Source organism: Streptomyces sp. NPDC006450, from assembly GCF_040612195.1.
In the GTDB taxonomy this organism is placed as follows: Bacteria; Actinomycetota; Actinomycetes; order Streptomycetales; family Streptomycetaceae; genus Streptomyces.
Genome location: NZ_JBEXPT010000135.1, coordinates 1 through 16,978, shown reverse-complemented (window position 1 = coordinate 16,978; position 16,978 = coordinate 1). Strand labels below are relative to the sequence as shown.

At 70.7% G+C, this 16,978-nt stretch carries 14 protein-coding genes, 5 tRNA genes and 1 pseudogene; 4 read left to right on the top strand and 16 right to left on the bottom strand.

The window, feature by feature from the left end; genetic code table 11:
* Nucleotides 1–113 precede the first annotated feature (113 nt).
* From ABZY57_RS28135 to ABZY57_RS28125, 3 genes are read right to left on the bottom strand one after another with little or no spacing between them, the layout of a single operon-like run.
* Nucleotides 114–1,271 carry a D-alanine--D-alanine ligase family protein gene (locus ABZY57_RS28135; protein ID WP_356516587.1) on the bottom strand — a complete coding sequence of 386 codons (1,158 nt, stop codon included), beginning with the start codon at nt 1,269–1,271 and terminating at the stop codon, nt 114–116.
* A 39-nt stretch (nt 1,272–1,310) separates the two neighbouring features.
* Nucleotides 1,311–2,321 carry an NAD(P)H-dependent glycerol-3-phosphate dehydrogenase gene (locus ABZY57_RS28130; RefSeq protein WP_356516585.1) on the bottom strand — a complete coding sequence of 337 codons (1,011 nt, stop codon included), beginning with the start codon at nt 2,319–2,321 and terminating at the stop codon, nt 1,311–1,313.
* The gene (locus tag ABZY57_RS28125; RefSeq protein ID WP_356516583.1) at nt 2,318–3,070 is read right to left on the bottom strand and encodes a lysophospholipid acyltransferase family protein; all 753 of its coding nucleotides are present in this window, start codon (nt 3,068–3,070) and stop codon (nt 2,318–2,320) included. Before ABZY57_RS28125 ends, ABZY57_RS28130 begins: the two co-directional genes overlap by 4 nt.
* A gap of 238 nt (nt 3,071–3,308) precedes the next feature.
* Between ABZY57_RS28125 and cofC the strand changes: the two are divergent.
* Nucleotides 3,309–3,896 (top strand): annotated as a pseudogene (gene cofC, locus ABZY57_RS28120) (2-phospho-L-lactate guanylyltransferase); the annotation flags it as partial.
* 380 nt (nt 3,897–4,276) lie between these two features.
* Here the strand turns inward: cofC and ABZY57_RS28115 are convergent.
* The 4 genes from ABZY57_RS28115 to leuC form a co-directional block, all read right to left on the bottom strand.
* Complete coding sequence (locus ABZY57_RS28115; RefSeq protein ID WP_266881319.1) at nt 4,277–4,957, bottom strand: HU family DNA-binding protein; 681 nt, start codon at nt 4,955–4,957, stop codon at nt 4,277–4,279.
* Nucleotides 4,958–5,102: 145 nt separating this feature from the next.
* Nucleotides 5,103–5,330: a hypothetical protein gene (locus ABZY57_RS28110; RefSeq protein ID WP_243337737.1), complete on the bottom strand. Its 228-nt coding sequence runs from the start codon at nt 5,328–5,330 to the stop codon at nt 5,103–5,105.
* A gap of 137 nt (nt 5,331–5,467) precedes the next feature.
* The gene (gene leuD, locus ABZY57_RS28105; RefSeq protein ID WP_356516580.1) at nt 5,468–6,061 is read right to left on the bottom strand and encodes a 3-isopropylmalate dehydratase small subunit; all 594 of its coding nucleotides are present in this window, start codon (nt 6,059–6,061) and stop codon (nt 5,468–5,470) included.
* 5 nt (nt 6,062–6,066) lie between these two features.
* Complete coding sequence (gene leuC / locus ABZY57_RS28100; RefSeq protein WP_356516578.1) at nt 6,067–7,500, bottom strand: 3-isopropylmalate dehydratase large subunit; 1,434 nt, start codon at nt 7,498–7,500, stop codon at nt 6,067–6,069.
* 184 nt (nt 7,501–7,684) lie between these two features.
* Between leuC and ndgR the strand changes: the two genes are divergently transcribed.
* Entirely contained in the window at nt 7,685–8,401 is a 717-nt protein-coding gene (gene ndgR, locus ABZY57_RS28095; protein WP_112450208.1) for an IclR family transcriptional regulator NdgR, read from the top strand.
* Nucleotides 8,402–8,551: 150 nt separating this feature from the next.
* On the opposite strand, the gene ABZY57_RS28090 is transcribed toward ndgR, so the two are convergent.
* The 9 genes from ABZY57_RS28090 to ABZY57_RS28050 form a co-directional block, all read right to left on the bottom strand.
* A tRNA-Glu gene (locus ABZY57_RS28090) sits at nt 8,552–8,624 on the bottom strand.
* A 22-nt stretch (nt 8,625–8,646) separates the two neighbouring features.
* Nucleotides 8,647–8,718, bottom strand: a tRNA-Gln gene (locus ABZY57_RS28085).
* 24 nt (nt 8,719–8,742) lie between these two features.
* Nucleotides 8,743–8,815, bottom strand: a tRNA-Glu gene (locus ABZY57_RS28080).
* A gap of 61 nt (nt 8,816–8,876) precedes the next feature.
* Nucleotides 8,877–8,949 (bottom strand) — tRNA-Glu (locus ABZY57_RS28075).
* Between the two features lie 26 nt (nt 8,950–8,975).
* Nucleotides 8,976–9,047, bottom strand: a tRNA-Gln gene (locus ABZY57_RS28070).
* 86 nt (nt 9,048–9,133) lie between these two features.
* Nucleotides 9,134–9,862, bottom strand: a complete 729-nt coding sequence (locus ABZY57_RS28065) for an HAD family hydrolase (protein ID WP_356516576.1) — start codon at nt 9,860–9,862, stop codon at nt 9,134–9,136.
* 80 nt (nt 9,863–9,942) lie between these two features.
* Nucleotides 9,943–11,421 carry a glutamate--tRNA ligase gene (gene gltX, locus ABZY57_RS28060; RefSeq protein WP_356516574.1) on the bottom strand — a complete coding sequence of 493 codons (1,479 nt, stop codon included), beginning with the start codon at nt 11,419–11,421 and terminating at the stop codon, nt 9,943–9,945.
* Nucleotides 11,414–12,202, bottom strand: a complete 789-nt coding sequence (locus ABZY57_RS28055; RefSeq protein ID WP_356516572.1) for a fumarylacetoacetate hydrolase family protein — start codon at nt 12,200–12,202, stop codon at nt 11,414–11,416. The genes gltX and ABZY57_RS28055 overlap by 8 nt, the downstream gene beginning before the upstream one ends.
* A gap of 98 nt (nt 12,203–12,300) precedes the next feature.
* On the bottom strand, nt 12,301–12,483 hold the full coding sequence (locus ABZY57_RS28050; protein WP_356516570.1) for a hypothetical protein: 183 nt from the start codon (nt 12,481–12,483) through the stop codon (nt 12,301–12,303).
* Between the two features lie 602 nt (nt 12,484–13,085).
* Between ABZY57_RS28050 and ABZY57_RS28045 the strand changes: the two genes are divergently transcribed.
* Together ABZY57_RS28045 and ABZY57_RS28040 are read left to right on the top strand one after the other, a co-directional pair.
* Nucleotides 13,086–16,790: a nitrate- and nitrite sensing domain-containing protein gene (locus tag ABZY57_RS28045; RefSeq protein WP_356516568.1), complete on the top strand. Its 3,705-nt coding sequence runs from the start codon at nt 13,086–13,088 to the stop codon at nt 16,788–16,790.
* The coding region (locus tag ABZY57_RS28040) for a roadblock/LC7 domain-containing protein (RefSeq protein ID WP_356516566.1) at nt 16,791–16,978 on the top strand (188 nt) is incomplete at its 3' end. It lies immediately after the preceding gene.

Sequence of the window (16,978 nt, the reverse complement as noted above, 5' to 3'; positions counted from 1 at the left end):
GCGTGGGGGGGGGGCCCGCCCCCCCCCACCCCCCCCCCCGGCCGGCGCCCAACCCCCCCCCCCCCCCCGCCGGGCCCCCCGCCCGGTCCTCGTCCGCGTACGGGGCTTCGTGCCTAGCGCAGTCCGGTGGAGCGGCGCAGGGCGGCCTGGATCAGGCGGTCCACCAGCTCCGGGTACTCGATGCCCGACTCCTGCCACATGCGCGGGTACATGGAGATCGGGGTGAAGCCCGGCATGGTGTTGATCTCGTTGATGACGAAGGTGCCGTCCTCGGTGAGGAAGAAGTCGGCGCGCACCAGGCCCTCGCAGGACGCGGCGTCGAAGGCCTCGATCGCGAGCTTCTGGACTTCGGCGGTCTGCTCCAGGGTGAGCGGGGCGGGCACGAGTCCGGAGGCGGAGTCGATGTACTTGGCCTCGAAGTCGTAGAAGTCGTGGCTGGAGACCGGCGGGATCTCGGCGGGCACGCTCGCGCGGGGACCGTCCTCGAACTCCAGGACCCCGCACTCGATCTCGCGGCCGCGCAGCAGCGCCTCCACGATGAACTTCGGGTCGTGGCGGCGGGCCTCGTGGATCGCGGCGTCCAGTGCGGAGGGCTCGTCGACCTTGGTGATGCCGATCGAGGATCCCGCGCGGGCGGGCTTGATGAACAGCGGCCAGCCGTGCTCGCCGGCGAACTCCTCGATGCGCGCGAGGGCGCCCTCGCGGTCGTTCTCCCACTCACGGGGGCGGATGGTCACGTACGGGCCGACGCGCAGTCCGAAGGACGTGAAGACCCGCTTCATGTAGTCCTTGTCCTGGCCGACGGCCGAGGCGAGGACGCCCGAGCCGACGTACGGGATGCCGGAGAGCTCCAGGAGGCCCTGGAGGGTGCCGTCCTCGCCGTACGGGCCGTGCAGGACGGGGAAGACCACGTCGACCTCGCCCAGCGCCTTGGGGACGGCGCCTGGCTCGGTGTAGAGGACCTCGCGGCTGGCCGGGTCGACGGAGAGCACGACGGCGCCGTCCTCCGATTCGGCGAGCTGCCCCACGTCGGGGAGCCGGCCGTCGGAGATGGCCATCCGGGCGGGCTCGTCGGCGGTCAGCGCCCACCGGCCGTCCGTGGTGATGCCGATGGGCAGCACCTCGTACTTGGAGCGGTCGATGGAGCGCAGGACGGCGCCCGCGGTGACGACCGAGATGGCGTGTTCCGAGCTGCGGCCGCCGAACACGACGGCCACGCGGGGCTTGCGGCCCTGCTGCTCAGGGGTCTGGGGGAGGTTCTCGCTGCTCATATCGCCACGAGAGTACCCGCTCATGCGTCCGGAAAGCAGTCAGCGCCGTTCCGGTTTGGCGCTGCGCCCCATGAGTTCCTTGAGCGCGACCAGGGTGGGCTTGCCGTGGTGGACGATGTCGACGACCGTGTCGGTGATCGGCATGTCCACTCCGTGGCGGCGGGCCAGATCGGCCACGGACTGGCAGGACTTGACGCCCTCGGCGGTCTGTTTGGTGACCGCGATGGTCTCCTCCAGGGTCATCCCGCGGCCGAGGTTGGTGCCGAAGGTGTGGTTCCTGGAGAGCGGCGAGGAGCAGGTGGCGACGAGGTCGCCGAGGCCCGCGAGGCCCGAGAAGGTGAGCGGGTCGGCGCCCATCGCCAGGCCCAGGCGGGTGGCTTCGGCGAGGCCGCGGGTGATGAGCGAGCCCTTGGTGTTGTCGCCGAGGCCCATGCCGTCCGCGATGCCGACGGCGAGGCCGATGACGTTCTTCACGGCGCCGCCGAGCTCGCAGCCGATGACGTCGGTGCTCGTGTACGGGCGGAAGTACGGGGTGTGGCAGGCGGCCTGGAGGCGCTGGGCGACGGCTTCGTCCACACAGGCCACCACGGAGGCGGCGGGCTGCCGGGCGGCGATCTCGCGGGCCAGGTTGGGGCCGGTGACGACGGCGACACGGCCGGCGGGGACCTTGGCCACCTCCTCGATGACCTCGCTCATCCGCTTGGCGGTGCCGAGTTCGACGCCCTTCATCAGGGAGACGAGGACGGTGTCGGGGGCCAGCAGCGGTGCCCAGTCCGCGAGGTTGCCGCGCAGGGTCTGCGAGGGGACCGCGAGGACCGTGAAGTCGGCTCCGCGCGCGGCCTCGGCCGGGTCGGTGGTGGCGCGGATGTTCGCGGGGAGTTCCACGCCGGGCAGGTAGTCCGGGTTGGTCCGGCCGCTGTTGACGGCGTCGGCGAGCTCCTGGCGGCGGCCCCACAGGACCACCTCGCAGCCGGCGTCGGCGAGGACCATGGCGAAGGCCGTGCCCCAGGAGCCGGTTCCGAATACGGCTGCCTTCACGGGACGTGTCACTTGTTGCCCTCCCCTGCGGCCTTGCGCCGCTGTTCCGCCCTGGCGTTGCGATGGTCGTACGGCTGCGGGGGCGCGCTCTCGCCCCGCAGTTCCTCCAGCAGCCCGGTGATGGCCGCCATGATGACTTCCGTGGCCTCCCTGAGCACGTCCGGGGTGGGTTCCCGGTCGTAGTACGCGGAGAGGTCCACGGGCGGCCCGGCGAGGACCTGGAGGGTTTTGCGCGGGAACAGGCTGACCTTGTTCTCCTTGGCGTAGGGCGGCATCGCGAGATTCGCACCCCACTGGGCCACCGGAATGACGGGGGCCCTGGTCATCAGCGCCACGCGGGCGGCGCCGGTCTTGCCGGCCATCGGCCACATGTCCGGGTCCCGGGTGAGGGTGCCTTCCGGGTAAAAGGCCACGCATTCGCCGCGCTCGATCGCGTCCACGGCGGCCCGGAATGCGTCCAGGGCGTTGGTGGACTCCCGGTAGACCGGGATCTGGCCGGAGCCGCGCAGGATCGCTCCGACAATGGGGACCTCGAAGAGGGCCGCCTTGCCGAGCAATCGGGGCACCCGGCCGGTGTTGTACTGGAAGTGCGCGTAGGACAGCGGGTCCAGATACGAGTTGTGATTGACGGCGGTGATAAATCCGCCCTCGGTCGGAATGTGTTCCATTCCCCGCCAGTCCCGCCTGAAGAGCACTACCAGCGGCGGTTTCGCGATGGCCGCCGCAAGGCGGTACCAGAAGCCGATTCTGCGGCGGGACACTCGGACACCTTCCTCTAGGACCGGTGCGCGGCTTGGGCACCCCGGGGCGGACAAGTGTGGCCCCGGGTCCGGTCTCTGTCGAGAACACCGTACGCCCCGGACACCCGCACCAGGCCCCGGGTCGCCCGGCATGAGGTGACAATGGGGCTCCGCATGACCTGGCCATGACCCGCACATGGTCTGAGCGGCGCGCGAGCGTGCCGGAGGGAAGGGGTCCGTCACGAACGCCGTCTGGAGTCTGGTGGTCCCGCTGAAGCCGCTCGCGCTGGCCAAGAGCCGCCTCGCGGTGGCCGTGGGAGCGTCCCGTCCGGGGCTCGCCCTGGCGTTCGCGCTGGACACCGTCGCGGGGGCGCTGGCCTGCGCGGCGGTCGCGGATGTGGTGGTCGTCACGGACGATCCGGCGGCCGGGGCGGAACTGGCGCGGCTGGGGGCCCGGATCGTGCCGGACTCCCCCGCGGCCGGGCTCAACGCGGCGCTGGCCCACGGGGCGCGGGAGATACGGGCGGGCAGGCCGGGGGCGGCCGTGGCCGCCATGAACGCGGATCTGCCGGCACTGCGGCCACCCGAATTGCTACGCGTGCTCGATACCGCTTCGGCATTTCCCCGGGCATTTCTGGCGGATGCGGCGGGAATCGGGACTACCTTGCTTTCCGCTGCTCCGGACGTGGAATTGGCGCCCTCGTTCGGCGGCCCGTCGCGGGCCCGGCATTCGGCCTCGGGTGCGGTGGAAATGTCCCTCTCCGGCGTCGAGAGCATCCGCCGGGACGTGGACACGGGGGCGGATCTGCGCACGGCACTGGCCCTCGGCGTGGGGCGTCATACGGCCCGATACAGTGCCCGTATGCAGGCGACCGCGTACACGTACGACTCCCAGACCCGCAGCGGCAGTGTGCTGCTGGACGACGGCACCCCGGTGCCCTTCGAGGCCCCGGCGTTCGACGCGGGCGGCCTGCGGCTGCTGCGTCCCGGGCAGCGGGTCCGCATCGAGACGGACGGCGAGGGTGCGGGCCTGCGCATCACCCTGGTCACCCTGCAGACCTTCTGACCCCCGGGCGTCACGGCCCACCGAGCCCTACCGCCCACCGGCCCTGCCGGACTCGTCGCCCCGCGGGACGCACGCGGCCACCGGACCTCCGCCGTTCCGACGCACCGCGGGCCGGCTTCCCCGCCGTGGGGAAACCGGCCCGGCGTGTGTGACTCGTTGCCCTACTTGGTCTTGCGGGCCGTGGTCTTCTTCGCGGTGGCCTTGCGCGTCGCCGTCTTCTTGGCGGGCGCCTTCGTCGCAGCGGTGGCCTTCTTGGCCGCCGGGGCGGTCTTCTTCGCGGTGGCGGTGGTCTTCTTCGCCGTCGCCGCGGCCTTCTTGACCGTGGCCTTCTTGGCCGCGGGGGCGGCCTTCTTCGCCACGGCGGTCTTGGCGACCGTCTTCTTGGCGGTGGCGGTGACCTTCTTGGCCGTGGTCTTCTTCGCGACCGTGGTCTTGGCCGCTGCAGCCGCCTTCTTGGCGGGTGCGGCCTTCTTCGCGGCGGCCTTCTTGACCGTCGCCGAAGCGCCACCGGTGAGGCTGCCCTTGGGCGCCTTCTTCACCGATACCTCGCCGCCCTTGGGCAGCTTCTTGGTGCCGCTGACCAGGTCCTTGAAGCCCTGGCCCGCGCGGAAGCGGGGAACAGAGGTCTTCTTGACCCGGACGCGCTCACCCGTCTGGGGGTTGCGGGCGTAGCGGGCCGGGCGGTCGACCTTCTCGAACGAGCCGAAGCCCGTGACCGAGACCCGGTCGCCCCCGACGGTCGCGCGGACGATGGCGTCCAGTACCGCGTCGACGGCGTCCGCGGCCTGCTGACGGCCGCCCAGCTTGTCGGCAATCGCTTCTACGAGCTGCGCCTTGTTCAACGTCTTCCCCTTCGGAGACTTCGCCAGAACGAATGTGTTCAAGCTTATTTCGCACGTTAGGCGGATATATACCGCAAATCAAACACGAAACGGGCTTATCACCCTAGTGCCGCAACGTTGTAGGCCGTTACGGAGTTCCTTCGCATCAGTCGCCTTCAGGGAATCGACCCTCGTCGAGGTCCTTCATCAACCTGTCCAGGCGCCTTGCCGCGTCGGCGAGATCATGCTTCGCCACGGCCGTGACGACCAACAGCTTCCGGGACAGCGCCATCCTTACGCCCTCCGGGACTTGCAGTGTGCGCACCCTTGTGTGTGCTTCTTTCAATCGGTCGGCGACAAGTCCGTAGAGCTCAAGTTGACTGTCGCGTTCCATGCACAGATTGTGCCATCTGGGGCGAGTTGTCGCCTCACGGGGCCTCAACACACGACTGTGCCCCCTGCCGGATGGCAGGGGGCACAGTGTTGCCTATGTGATCACCCAAAGGCGAATAAGCGCTGCTCAGGCCGGAATCACGCCTGAATCGTGCGGGGCTTGAAGGCCGGTCGGATGCTTTCGTACGTGGCGATGTCCGCTTCGTTCTGAAGGGTGAGCGAGATGTCGTCCAGCCCCTCCAGGAGACGCCAGCGGGCGTTGTCGTCGAGCTCGAACTCCGCGACGACGCCTTCGGCTCGGACCTGGCGGTCGACCAGGTCGACCGTGATCTCGGCGGTGGGGTCGGCCTCGGTCAGCTTCCACAGCTGCTCGACGGTCTCCTGCGGCAGGACCACGGTCAGCAGACCGTTCTTCAGCGAGTTGCCGCGGAAGATGTCGGCGAAGCGGGAGGAGATGACCGTCTTGAAGCCGAAGTTCTGCAGGGCCCAGACGGCGTGCTCGCGCGAGGAACCGGTGCCGAAGTCGGGACCGGCGACCAGCACGGTCGCGCCGGCGCGCTCGGGGCGGTTGGTGACGAACTCCGGGTCCTTGCGCCAGGCCTCGAAGAGTCCGTCCTCGAAACCGTCGCGGGTGATCTTCTTCAGCCAGTGGGCCGGGATGATCTGGTCGGTGTCGACGTTGCTGCGGCGCAGCGGGACGGCCCGGCCGGTGTGGGTGGTGAAGGCTTCCATGGTTCTCAGACTCCTGCAGGCGCGGTAGCGGCGGTCGACCCGGCCAGGTCGGCGGGCGAGGCCAGGTGGCCCAGCACCGCGGTGGCGGCGGCCACCTGCGGGGACACCAGGTGGGTGCGCCCGCCCTTGCCCTGCCGGCCCTCGAAGTTGCGGTTGGAGGTGGACGCGGAGCGCTCACCGGGGGCCAGTTGGTCGGGGTTCATGCCCAGACACATCGAGCAGCCCGCGTGCCGCCATTCGGCGCCGGCCTCCTTGAAGACCTTGTCCAGACCCTCCGACACGGCCTGCAGGGCGACGCGGACCGAGCCCGGGACGACCAGCATCCGTACGCCTTCGGCGACTTTGCGGCCCTCGATGATCCCGGCGACGGCGCGCAGGTCCTCGATGCGGCCGTTGGTGCAGGAACCTACGAAGACGGTGTCGACCTTGATGTCGCGCAGCGGCTGGCCGGCGGTCAACCCCATGTACTCCAGGGCCTTTTCGGCGGCGTGGCGCTCCGAAGCGTCCTCGTACGAAGCCGGGTCGGGGACGTTGGCCGACAGGGGCGCGCCCTGGCCGGGGTTGGTGCCCCAGGTGACGAACGGCGCCAGCGTGGTGCCGTCGATGACCACCTCGGCGTCGAAGACGGCGTCCTCGTCGGTGCGCAGGGTCTTCCAGTACGCGACCGCCGCGTCCCAGTCCTCGCCCGTGGGGGCGTGGTCGCGGCCCTCCAGGTAGTCGAAGGTGGTCTGGTCGGGGGCGATCATGCCCGCGCGGGCGCCGGCCTCGATCGACATGTTGCAGATGGTCATGCGGGCTTCCATCGAGAGCTTCTCGACGGCCTCGCCGCGGTACTCCAGGATGTAGCCCTGGCCGCCGCCGGTGCCGATCCTGGCGATGATCGCCAGGATCAGGTCCTTGGCGGTGACGCCCTCCGCCAGCGCGCCCGTGACGGTGATCGCCATCGTCTTGGGGCGGGCCAGCGGCAGCGTCTGGGTCGCCAGCACGTGCTCGACCTGGCTGGTGCCGATGCCGAACGCCAGCGCGCCGAAGGCGCCGTGCGTGGAGGTGTGCGAGTCGCCGCAGACCACGGTGGTGCCCGGCTGGGTCAGACCCAGCTGCGGTCCCACGACGTGGACGACGCCCTGCTCGACGTCGCCCAGCGAGTGCAGGCGCACGCCGAACTCGGCGCAGTTCGACCGCAGCGTCTCCAGCTGGGCCCGGGAGACCGGGTCCGCGATCGGCTTGTCGATGTCGATGGTGGGGGTGTTGTGGTCCTCGGTCGCGATGGTGAGGTCGAGGCGTCGGACCTTGCGGCCGGCCTGGCGCAGCCCTTCGAAGGCCTGCGGGCTGGTCACCTCGTGCAGCAGGTGCAGATCGATGAAGAGGAGGTCGGGCTCGCCTTCGGCGCGCCGGACGACATGGTCGTCCCAGACCTTCTCCGCGAGTGTCCTACCCATCGCTTTCCCTCCGGCCGGCCGGTTGTGCCGGCGCTTGATAGAGATCTCGTGCGCCTGATCGCCCGTACCCCACGTCCCGGACGACGGCTCGGACCCAGTGGTTCGTGGACCCGCACATACAGACTCGCTGGTTCTTGGAAAAATTGAACTTGCGTTTCACAGTGTGAGACGCGAATATCGTTTCATGGACAACTCTAGCGGCGTCGGCGTTCTCGACAAGGCAGCTCTGGTATTGAGCGCACTGGAGTCCGGTCCGGCCACCCTCGCCGGGCTGGTCGCGGCGACAGGGCTCGCACGACCCACGGCACATCGCCTTGCCGTGGCTTTGGAACACCACCGGATGGTGGCGAGGGACATGCAGGGCCGGTTCATCCTCGGACCGCGGCTGGCGGAGCTCGCCGCCGCGGCCGGCGAGGACCGCCTGCTGGCCACGGCCGGACCGGTGCTCACCCACCTCCGGGACGTTACGGGCGAGAGCGCGCAGCTCTACCGGCGTCAGGGCGACATGCGCATCTGCGTGGCGGCCGCCGAGCGGCTGTCGGGCCTGCGGGACACCGTCCCGGTGGGCTCCACGCTCCCGATGAAGGCCGGCTCGGCCGCGCAGATCCTGATGGCCTGGGAGGAGCCCGAGCGGCTCCACCGCGGCCTGCAGGGGGCACGCTTCACGGCGACGGCGCTCTCGGGCGTACGGCGTCGCGGCTGGGCGCAGTCGATCGGCGAGCGGGAGCCCGGCGTGGCCTCCGTCTCGGCGCCGGTGCGCGGCCCCTCGAACCGCGTGGTGGCCTCCGTATCGGTCTCCGGGCCGATCGAGCGCCTGACCCGCCACCCGGGGCGCATGCACGCCCAGGCCGTCATCGACGCGGCCGCCCGGCTGACCGAGGCCCTGCGCCGCTCCAGCTGATCCCTTACCCCTGTTCCCCCCGGGCCCGGGGGCGCGTGAGACGCCGCACACGTCCGCACACGCGCCGCCGGGCCCGTACTACTTCCTCCACCCGGTCCGGAAACAGCGAAGAGGCCCTCCGCGATGAACGCGGAGGGCCTCTTCTGTGCGTACCCCCGACCGGATTCGAACCGGCGCTACCGCCTTGAGAGGGCGGCGTGCTAGGCCGCTACACAACGGGGGCTAGCTGTTACTGCGGTACTGCGCTGGGCTACCAGGACTCGAACCTAGAATAAGAGAACCAGAAACTCTCGTGTTGCCAATTACACTATAGCCCAAAGGTCTAGACCAGCTAGACACCGTACCCCCGACCGGATTCGAACCGGCGCTACCGCCTTGAGAGGGCGGCGTGCTAGGCCGCTACACAACGGGGGCCCTAGCGATCCTGCATCAAAACATCCGGGTGCGACCCTGGAGATCTCGCGGGAAGGATCTGTACCCCCGACCGGATTCGAACCGGCGCTACCGCCTTGAGAGGGCGGCGTGCTAGGCCGCTACACAACGGGGGCAAGCACTGCGTCACTACTGAACTGCGCTGGGCTACCAGGACTCGAACCTAGAATAAGGGAACCAGAAACCCTCGTGTTGCCAATTACACTATAGCCCACCAAAACGCAAGACCCTGAGGGGCTTTCGTTCGGTTAGCGCCTCCGGCCCGGCCTTTCGGCCCGCTCGGGCGGCGCAGAAAGAACATTACCGGATGCCTGACCGTGCTCCAAAACGGGTATCCCCGGCCAGCAGCTGCGGGAGCCGGTCGAGTCCGGCGATCCGGTGCACTCCTTCGGGCCCGGGGCCGCGCGATCCGTCGCGGTCGAGCCACACGGCCGTCAGCCCGGCGTCACGGGCGCCGCGCGCGTCGATCTCCGGCTGATCCCCCACGTAGACCACCTCCCCCGGCTCCAGCCCCATCTCGGCACACGCCGCGAGGAAGGCGCGGGCCTCGGGCTTGCTGACGCCCAGCTCCACGGCGCACACGAGGACCTCGAAGCGCTCGCGCAGGCCGAGGTGGCGCAGCTTGGGGTCCTGGTTGGCCACGGAGGAGTTGGAGAGCACCCCGTGCCGGTAGCAGTCGGCCAGGGCGTCCAGGGCGGGGACCACGTCGGGGAAGAGCTCCCAGGCGGCCGTGTAGTGCTCCACGTACCGCCCGAACCAGTCGTCGGCCTGTGCGTCGCTCATCGCGGGCTCCCCGAGGAACTCCCGCACCCGGTCCCTGCGCTGCCCCTGGAAGGTGCCCTCCCCGGCCGCGAACCGCTCCCAGTGCCGGTCGGTGATCCGCCGCCACAGCGCGAGCGCCTCGCGCGGAGCCCCGTACCGCTCCGCGAGCCCCTCGGCGGCCAGGTGCGCCGCGAGCCCGGCCCGGTCGGCCCCGGTGTAGTCGAAAAGGGTGTCGTCGATGTCCCACAGCACCGCACGGATCGCCATGCGGCCGACCCTACGCGGAACGCCTCGGGGGCGGCAGCCCTTTGCGGAGCTGCCGCCCCCGAGGGACGTACGGGCGAGGCTTACGCGGCGGTGAGCTTGGCCAGCGTGGCGTCGATGCGGGACAGGGAGCGGTCCTTGCCCAGGATTTCGAGGGACTCGAAGAGGGGCAGGCCGATCGTGCGGCCGGTGACGGCGACGCGCACCGGGGCCTGGGCCTTGCCGAGCTTGAGGCCGTGGGCCTCGCCGGCGGTGAGGACCGCCTGCTTGAGCGACTCGGGGTCCGACCAGTCCGCGGCGGCGAGGTTCTCGCGGGCCGTGGTGAGGAGGGCCGCGGGCTCGCCCTTCATCGCCTTGTCCCACGAGGCCTGGTCCTCGACCGGCTCCTTCAGGAACAGGAAGTCGACGTTGGCCGTGATGTCCGACAGGACCGTGACGCGGGTCTGGGCGTACGGCGCGATGCGCTCCCAGGCGGCGGCGTCGAAGTCCTCGGGCGCCCAGTTGGCGTGCGGGGCCCGCAGCCACGGGGCGCAGGCGTCCGCGAAGGCCTTCGGGTCCAGGAGGCGGATGTGGTCGCCGTTGATCGACTCGGCCTTCTTGAGGTCGAAGCGCGCCGGGTTGGCGTTGACGTCCGGGATGTCGAACTTCTCCACCATCTCCTCGATCGAGAAGATGTCCTGGTCCTTGGAGAAGGACCAGCCGAGCAGCGAGAGGTAGTTCAGCAGGCCCTCGGGGAGGAAGCCGCGCTCGCGGTACAGGTTGAGCGAGGCCTCGGGGTCGCGCTTGGAGAGCTTCTTGTTGCCCTCGCCCATCACGTACGGCAGGTGGCCGAAGGCGGGGGTGGTCTTGGCGATGCCCAGCTCGATCAGCGCCTTGTACAGGGCGATCTGGCGGGGGGTGGAGGACAGCAGGTCCTCGCCGCGCAGGACGTGCGTGATCTCCATCAGCGCGTCGTCGACCGGGTTGACCAGCGTGTACAGCGGGGCGCCGTTGGCCCGGACGATGCCGAAGTCCGGCACGTTGTCCGGGGTGAAGGTCAGCTCTCCGCGGACCAGGTCCGTGAAGGTGATCGGCTCGTCGGGCATCCGGAAGCGGACGATGGAGGCGCGGTGCTCGCCCTGGTACGCCTCGACCTGCACGGTGGTCAGCTCGCGGCAGTGGCCGTCGTAGCCGGAGGGCTTGCCGGCGGCGCGGGCGGCCGCGCGACGGGCGTCGAGCTCCTCGGTGGTGCAGTAGCAGTGGTACGCGTAGCCGCCGTCGAGGAGCTTCTGCGCGACATCCTTGTAGATGTCCATGCGCTCGGACTGGCGGTACGGGGCGTGCGGGCCGCCGACCTCTGGGCCCTCGTCCCAGGTGAAGCCGAGCCAGCGCAGCGAGTCGAGCAGCTGGCCGTAGGACTCCTCGGAGTCGCGGGCCGCGTCGGTGTCCTCGATGCGGAAGACGAACGTACCGCCGTGGTGGCGGGCGAACGCCCAGTTGAAGAGGGCCGTGCGGACCAGACCCACGTGGGGGTTGCCGGTCGGGGACGGACAGAAACGTACGCGGGGGGTCGCGTTAGCCACGCTTGATCACCTTGTTGGTGAGAGTGCCGATGCCTTCGATGGTGACGGCGACCTCGTCGCCGACGTTCAGGGGGCCGACTCCGGCCGGGGTCCCCGTGAGGATGACGTCGCCCGGGAGCAGCGTCATGGCCTCGGTGATGTGCACGATCAGGTCCTCGATGGAGCGGACCATCTCGCTGGTGCGGCCGAGCTGGCGCTGTTCGCCGTTGACGGTGCACTGGATGGTCAGGTCGCTGGGGTCGAGGTCCGTCTCGATCCAGGGGCCGAGGGGGCAGGAGCTGTCGAAGCCCTTGGCGCGGGCCCACTGCTTCTCGCGCTGCTGGACGTCGCGCGCGGTGACGTCGTTGGCGCAGGTGTAGCCGAGGATGACGTCCTTGACGCGCTCGCGCGGGACCTCGCGGCACATGCGGCCGATGACCACGGCGAGCTCCGCCTCGTGGTGGAGGTCCTGGGAGAAGGACGGGTACGCGATCGGGTCGCCCGGGCCGACCACCGAGGTGGAGGGCTTGAAGAAGGTGATGGGGGCGTCCGGGACCTCGTTCCCGAGCTCCGCCGCGTGCTCCGCGTAGTTGCGGCCGATGGCCACGACCTTGTTCGGGAGCACGGGCGGCAGCAGCCGGACCTTGCTCAGCGGGACCTTCGTGCCCGAGAGCTCGAAGTCCGCGAACGGGATGCCCTTGATGATGTCGAGGACGAGCTCACCTTCGGCGCCGGGGGCAGTGCTGCCCTCGACCGCGCCGAACGCGACATTGCCGTCGATCGAGAACCTGGCGATGCGCACGTGTTGCGTCTGCCCCTCTGTATTTCCGCTGGCTGGAGTCTGCGGACTCCAGGCTAACGCGGTGGGGGCCGACGCTTCGCGCGGCTTTCTGGCGGGGACTACTGCGCGGCGGCGACCGGCGCGTCCATGAGGATGGTGCGGCGCGGGTTCGCGGTCTGGGCCGGCAGCTCGACGGTGTGCTCCGGGACCGGCACGGCCTGCAGCTCCTCGGCGTCCTTGAGGTGCGCGAGGGTGGTGCGGCGCGGGTTGGCTATGTTGCGGAACATCATCGTCGTCTTCATCGGAGTGCGAAGCCCTCGGCTCACTAGGTCGGATGGTGGCGGCGGGTGCCGCCGGGATGCCTTCGGAGTGCCACTTGTCGCTCGCGGCAACCCTGTAAAGCTCAAGGCTAAACATCTGAATCCCCCGCCGAACCGGGAAGTAATGGCCACAGCTATGTGAGTTTGCTCACCAGCGGCCAGGCATTACGGGCATAACGGTCAGTCAATTCGACCCCACAAAACGGACATTGCGCTACTGAATGCGTCATTCCGCTCCCGATCATCGCGACTGGGACAGCATGCCGGGCGCGAGGTTTGGGCGGCGTAAGTCCGATTCCGTATGAATTGGCACGCACCACGGGTAGCGCACGCGTCACCGGAAGTGACCGACGGCCCGGGGCGGGACTCGCACCTTGTTGGAGATCCGCCTCTGTGCTGGAATTCGCGGGACCGCCGCGGGAATCAGCCGGCGCGCAGGTGGCGCGAGACAGCGCCGAGCGCGGCGGCAACGGAGAGGGAGACGCGCCGGTCACCGACGACCACCATGGGGCGCATTGCCCCACGACTCGACACCGTCCCACCGGTCGCCCGGCGGGACGCCTGGTCCAGAGGTTGCGACGCTAGTGCAGGGACGATTCAAGAGGGATGACAAGGGGTCTCCCCAGGCCCGTCAGGGCCGTGGGGACGCCGCGCCGGAGCAGGACCCGCGCGGCGGGACCGACCGTGGCTCCTCGCCCCAGCACGCCCAGAACCGCGGGCCGGCTGTCGAGAGCGGAGGCCCCGACGGCTCCGCCGCGGTGAAGTCCAAGGGCCGCGCCAAGCCCAAGGGCGGTTCCAAGGCCGACGACGAGTCGGGCGGCCGCGACGTCGCGATACCCCAGACCACCCGTGGGTCCGGTTCCCGCCTCGCCATGCAGAACTGGCGCATCAGTACGCGACTGGTGTCGCTGCTGACCCTGCCGGTCGTCGCCGCCACCACTCTCGGTGGCTTCCGCATCAACGACTCGCTCAACGACATCGCGCAGCTGGAGCACATGCAGCTGCTGACGACGATGACGCGCCAGGCCACCAACCTGGCCGCCATGCTCCAGGCCGAGCGTGACAACTCCGCCGGCCCGCTGTCCGTCGACAAGTCGGGCAAGCCCACCACCCTGGTCAAGGGCGTCCGCGACTCGACCGACTCCGCCGTCAGGGCCTTCGCCGCCGCGACCGACAAGGTCGACGTCGCCGAGGGCAACGACGAGACGCTCCGGTCGATCCGCAACAACATCCTGCAGATCGCACACGGGCTCAACAACCTCGAAGAGATCCGCAAGAACGCGTACCAGAACGGTGCCCAGCAGACCGTCACCGAGTACAACGCGCTGGTCGTCTCGCTGCTCTCGCTCTCGCAGGACATGGCCCAGGCCACCTCGAACCCCGAGATGATCAAGCGCACCCGCGCCCTGGCCGCGTTCTCCTCCGCCAAGGAGTACGCCTCCATCCAGCGCGCGATCATCGCTGCCGCGCTCCCCGCCGACCCCGCTCAGGCCGGCAACCTCACCGAGAACGACCGGCTGTACGCCCGCTCCGCGCAGAGCAGCGAGGAGCAGGCGAGGAAGACCTTCGAGCTCGTCTACCAGGGCAAGCCCGAGGAGCTCCTCGCGGCGCTCGGCGACGGCAACCAGGAAATCGCCACCGCGGACCACTACGCCCGCCGCGTCCTCGGCAACAAGGACCAGTTCGCCAAGGAGAAGAACCGCTCCTGGATGGACTGGTACGACGCGGACGACGTCAAGCTCCAGGCCATGAAGGTCATCGAGCTCACCCTGCTCGAGGACATGGAGCAGAAGGCCCGCGAGCTCAAGAACGAGTCGCAGCGCGACGCGCTCATCAACGGTGCGCTGATCCTCCTCGTCCTCGGTGTCTCCCTCGTCGGCGCCTTCGTCATGGCCCGCTCGATGATCCGCTCCCTGCGCCGCCTCCAGGACACCGCGACCCGCGTCGCCCAGGACCGGCTGCCCGAGCTCGTCAAGCAGCTCTCCGAGTCCGACCCGCAGGACGTGGACACGACGGTGGAGTCCGTCGGTCTGCACACCCGCGACGAGATCGGCCAGGTGGCCGCGGCCTTCGACGACGTGCACCGCGAGGCCGTCCGCCTAGCCGCCGAGCAGGCCCTCCTGCGAGGCAACGTCAACGCGATGTTCACCAACCTCTCGCGCCGTTCGCAGGGCCTCATCCAGCGCCAGCTCTCGCTCATCTCCGAGCTGGAGTCGCGCGAGGCCGACCCGGACCAGCTCTCCTCGCTCTTCAAGCTCGACCACCTCGCGACCCGCATGCGCCGTAACGGCGAAAACCTCCTCGTCCTCGCGGGCGAGGAGCCGGGCCGCCGGTGGACCCGCCCCGTCCCGCTCGTCGACGTGCTCCGTGCCGCGGCGTCCGAGGTGGAGCAGTACGAGCGCATCGAACTCTCGTCGGTGCCCGGCACCGACGTCGCCGGCCGCGTCGTCAACGACCTCGTGCACCTCCTCGCCGAGCTGCTGGAGAACGCCACCTCGTTCTCCTCCCCGCAGACCAAGGTCAAGGTCACCGGGCACGCGCTGCCCGACGGCCGCGTGCTCGTCGAGATCCACGACACCGGTATCGGCCTCTCCCCCGAGGACCTCGCCGCGATCAACGAGCGGCTCGCGTCGCCGCCGACCGTGGACGTCTCCGTCTCCCGCCGCATGGGCCTGTTCGTGGTCGGCCGCCTGTCCCTGCGACACGGCATCCGCATCCAGCTCCGCCCCTCCGACTCGGGCGGTACGACGGCCCTCGTCATGCTGCCGGTGGACGTCGCCCAGGGCGGCAAGAAGCCGGGTCCGATGCCCGGCCAGGGCGGTCAGGGATCCCCCGGCACTCCCGGTCAGGGCGGTCCGGGTGGCCAGGCGCAGGGCTCGGTCCCCGGTCCCGGCGCGCGTCCCCCCGTGGGCGCCGCCCCGCAGCGCGGCCAGGTTTCCGCCGGCAGCCAGCGCACGGCCCTTCCGGGCCGCGACGGCGCCCCCGGCGGTCTGCCCCAGGGCCCCGGCCCGCAGGGCGGACGGCCCCCGCAGCAGCAGGGCCCCGGCGGCCAGACCCAGAGCGCCTTCGGTTCGGGTGCTCCGCAGCCCGGCCGCGGTCCGGTCTCCGGTCCCGGCGGCCCGGGCGGCTTCGGCGGTCCGCAGGCCCGTCCGGTGGGCGCCCCCACGGCGTCCGGTCCCGGCGGCTTCCCGCAGGGCAACGGCTTCGAGCGCCCGCAGCAGCCCCAGCAGCAGGCTCCGCAGCAGCAGGGTCAGCAGCAGGCCGGCGGCCCGGCCGCCCGCGGCCCCCGGCCGCAGCTGCCGCCGCGCGGTGGCGCGCCCCGTCCGGAGCTCCCGGGCGCGGGTGGCGGACCCGCCGCGATGCCGCAGACCACCAGTTGGGGCGCGGGCCAGCGCGGGCACGACGTTCCGCGCGGCCACGACGAGCTGTCGGGTCCCGGTTCCACGTCCGAGTTCCCCCGCCCCGACTTCGACGCCCCGGCCCCGCAGGCCGGCGGCTACGACAACGGCGCCACGGGCCAGTTCGCCCGTCCCGACCTCGGTGACCCGGCCTCCACCGGCCAGTTCGCCCGCCAGGACTTCCAGGCCCAGCGGCCCGGCGGCCCCGGTGTCGGCGGATACGCCCAGCCCGGCCAGGCCGCGCAGCCCCAGGGCAACTACGCCCCCGCGCCGACTCCGCGCGCGGAGGCTCCGCGGCTGCCGCAGGCACCCCGTCCGGAGGCGCTGCCCCCGGCGGGGGCGGGCACCGGCGAGGGCCGCAGCCCGATCTTCGACACGCTGGAGTCGAACTGGTTCCGCCAGGAGGCCGCCCAGGCCTCCGCGCAGGCGCCGGCGGTGCCCCAGCAGGCGCAGCAGTCCGCTCCGGCGGCTCCCGCTCCCGCTCCCGCCTCCCCCCAGCGCCCGCAGCAGCCCCAGCTGCCGCAGCGCGGCCAGGAGCAGGCTCCGGCCGAGCCCGCGCCGACGGCCACCGGCGCCGTGCCGACCGTCAGCTGGCGCTCCTCGCCGAACGACGAGCTGATGCGGCAGGCCGAGCGCGTGCGCCAGCCCGCCGCCGGCGGCATCACCACGTCGGGGCTGCCCCGCCGGGTCCCGCGGGCGAACCTCGTGGCCGGCACCGCGCAGCAGCAGGCCGAAGCACAGGCCGGCCCCCAGGTTTCGCGCTCCCCGGACGACGTCCGCGGGCGTCTCACCAACCTCCGACGCGGTATCCAGCAGGGTCGGCAGGCCGGCACCACCGGCCCGGCCACCGGCAGTTACCACATCGACCCCACTTACCAGCAGGAGCGATAGTTGAGTTCGATGAGCCAGGCGGCACAAAACCTGAACTGGTTGATCACGAACTTCGTGGACAACACCCCGGGGGTGTCCCACACCGTGGTGGTCTCCGCCGACGGCCTCCTTCTGGCCATGTCCGAGGGCTTCCCCCGCGACCGGGCCGACCAGCTCGCCGCGGTGGCCTCCGGGCTGACCTCCCTCAC

What these genes read in the sequence shown, in the direction of transcription:
- ABZY57_RS28135 (WP_356516587.1), bottom strand. Translation starts at nt 1,271, where the DNA reads ATGAGCAGCGAGAACCTCCCCCAGACCCCTGAGCAGCAGGGCCGCAAG.
- ABZY57_RS28110 (WP_243337737.1), bottom strand. Translation starts at nt 5,330, where the DNA reads ATGGAACGCGACAGTCAACTTGAGCTCTACGGACTTGTCGCCGACCGA.
- leuD (WP_356516580.1), bottom strand. Translation starts at nt 6,061, where the DNA reads ATGGAAGCCTTCACCACCCACACCGGCCGGGCCGTCCCGCTGCGCCGC.
- leuC (WP_356516578.1), bottom strand. Translation starts at nt 7,500, where the DNA reads ATGGGTAGGACACTCGCGGAGAAGGTCTGGGACGACCATGTCGTCCGG.
- ndgR (WP_112450208.1), top strand. Translation starts at nt 7,685, where the DNA reads ATGGACAACTCTAGCGGCGTCGGCGTTCTCGACAAGGCAGCTCTGGTA.
- ABZY57_RS28065 (WP_356516576.1), bottom strand. Translation starts at nt 9,862, where the DNA reads ATGGCGATCCGTGCGGTGCTGTGGGACATCGACGACACCCTTTTCGAC.
- ABZY57_RS28050 (WP_356516570.1), bottom strand. Translation starts at nt 12,483, where the DNA reads ATGAAGACGACGATGATGTTCCGCAACATAGCCAACCCGCGCCGCACC.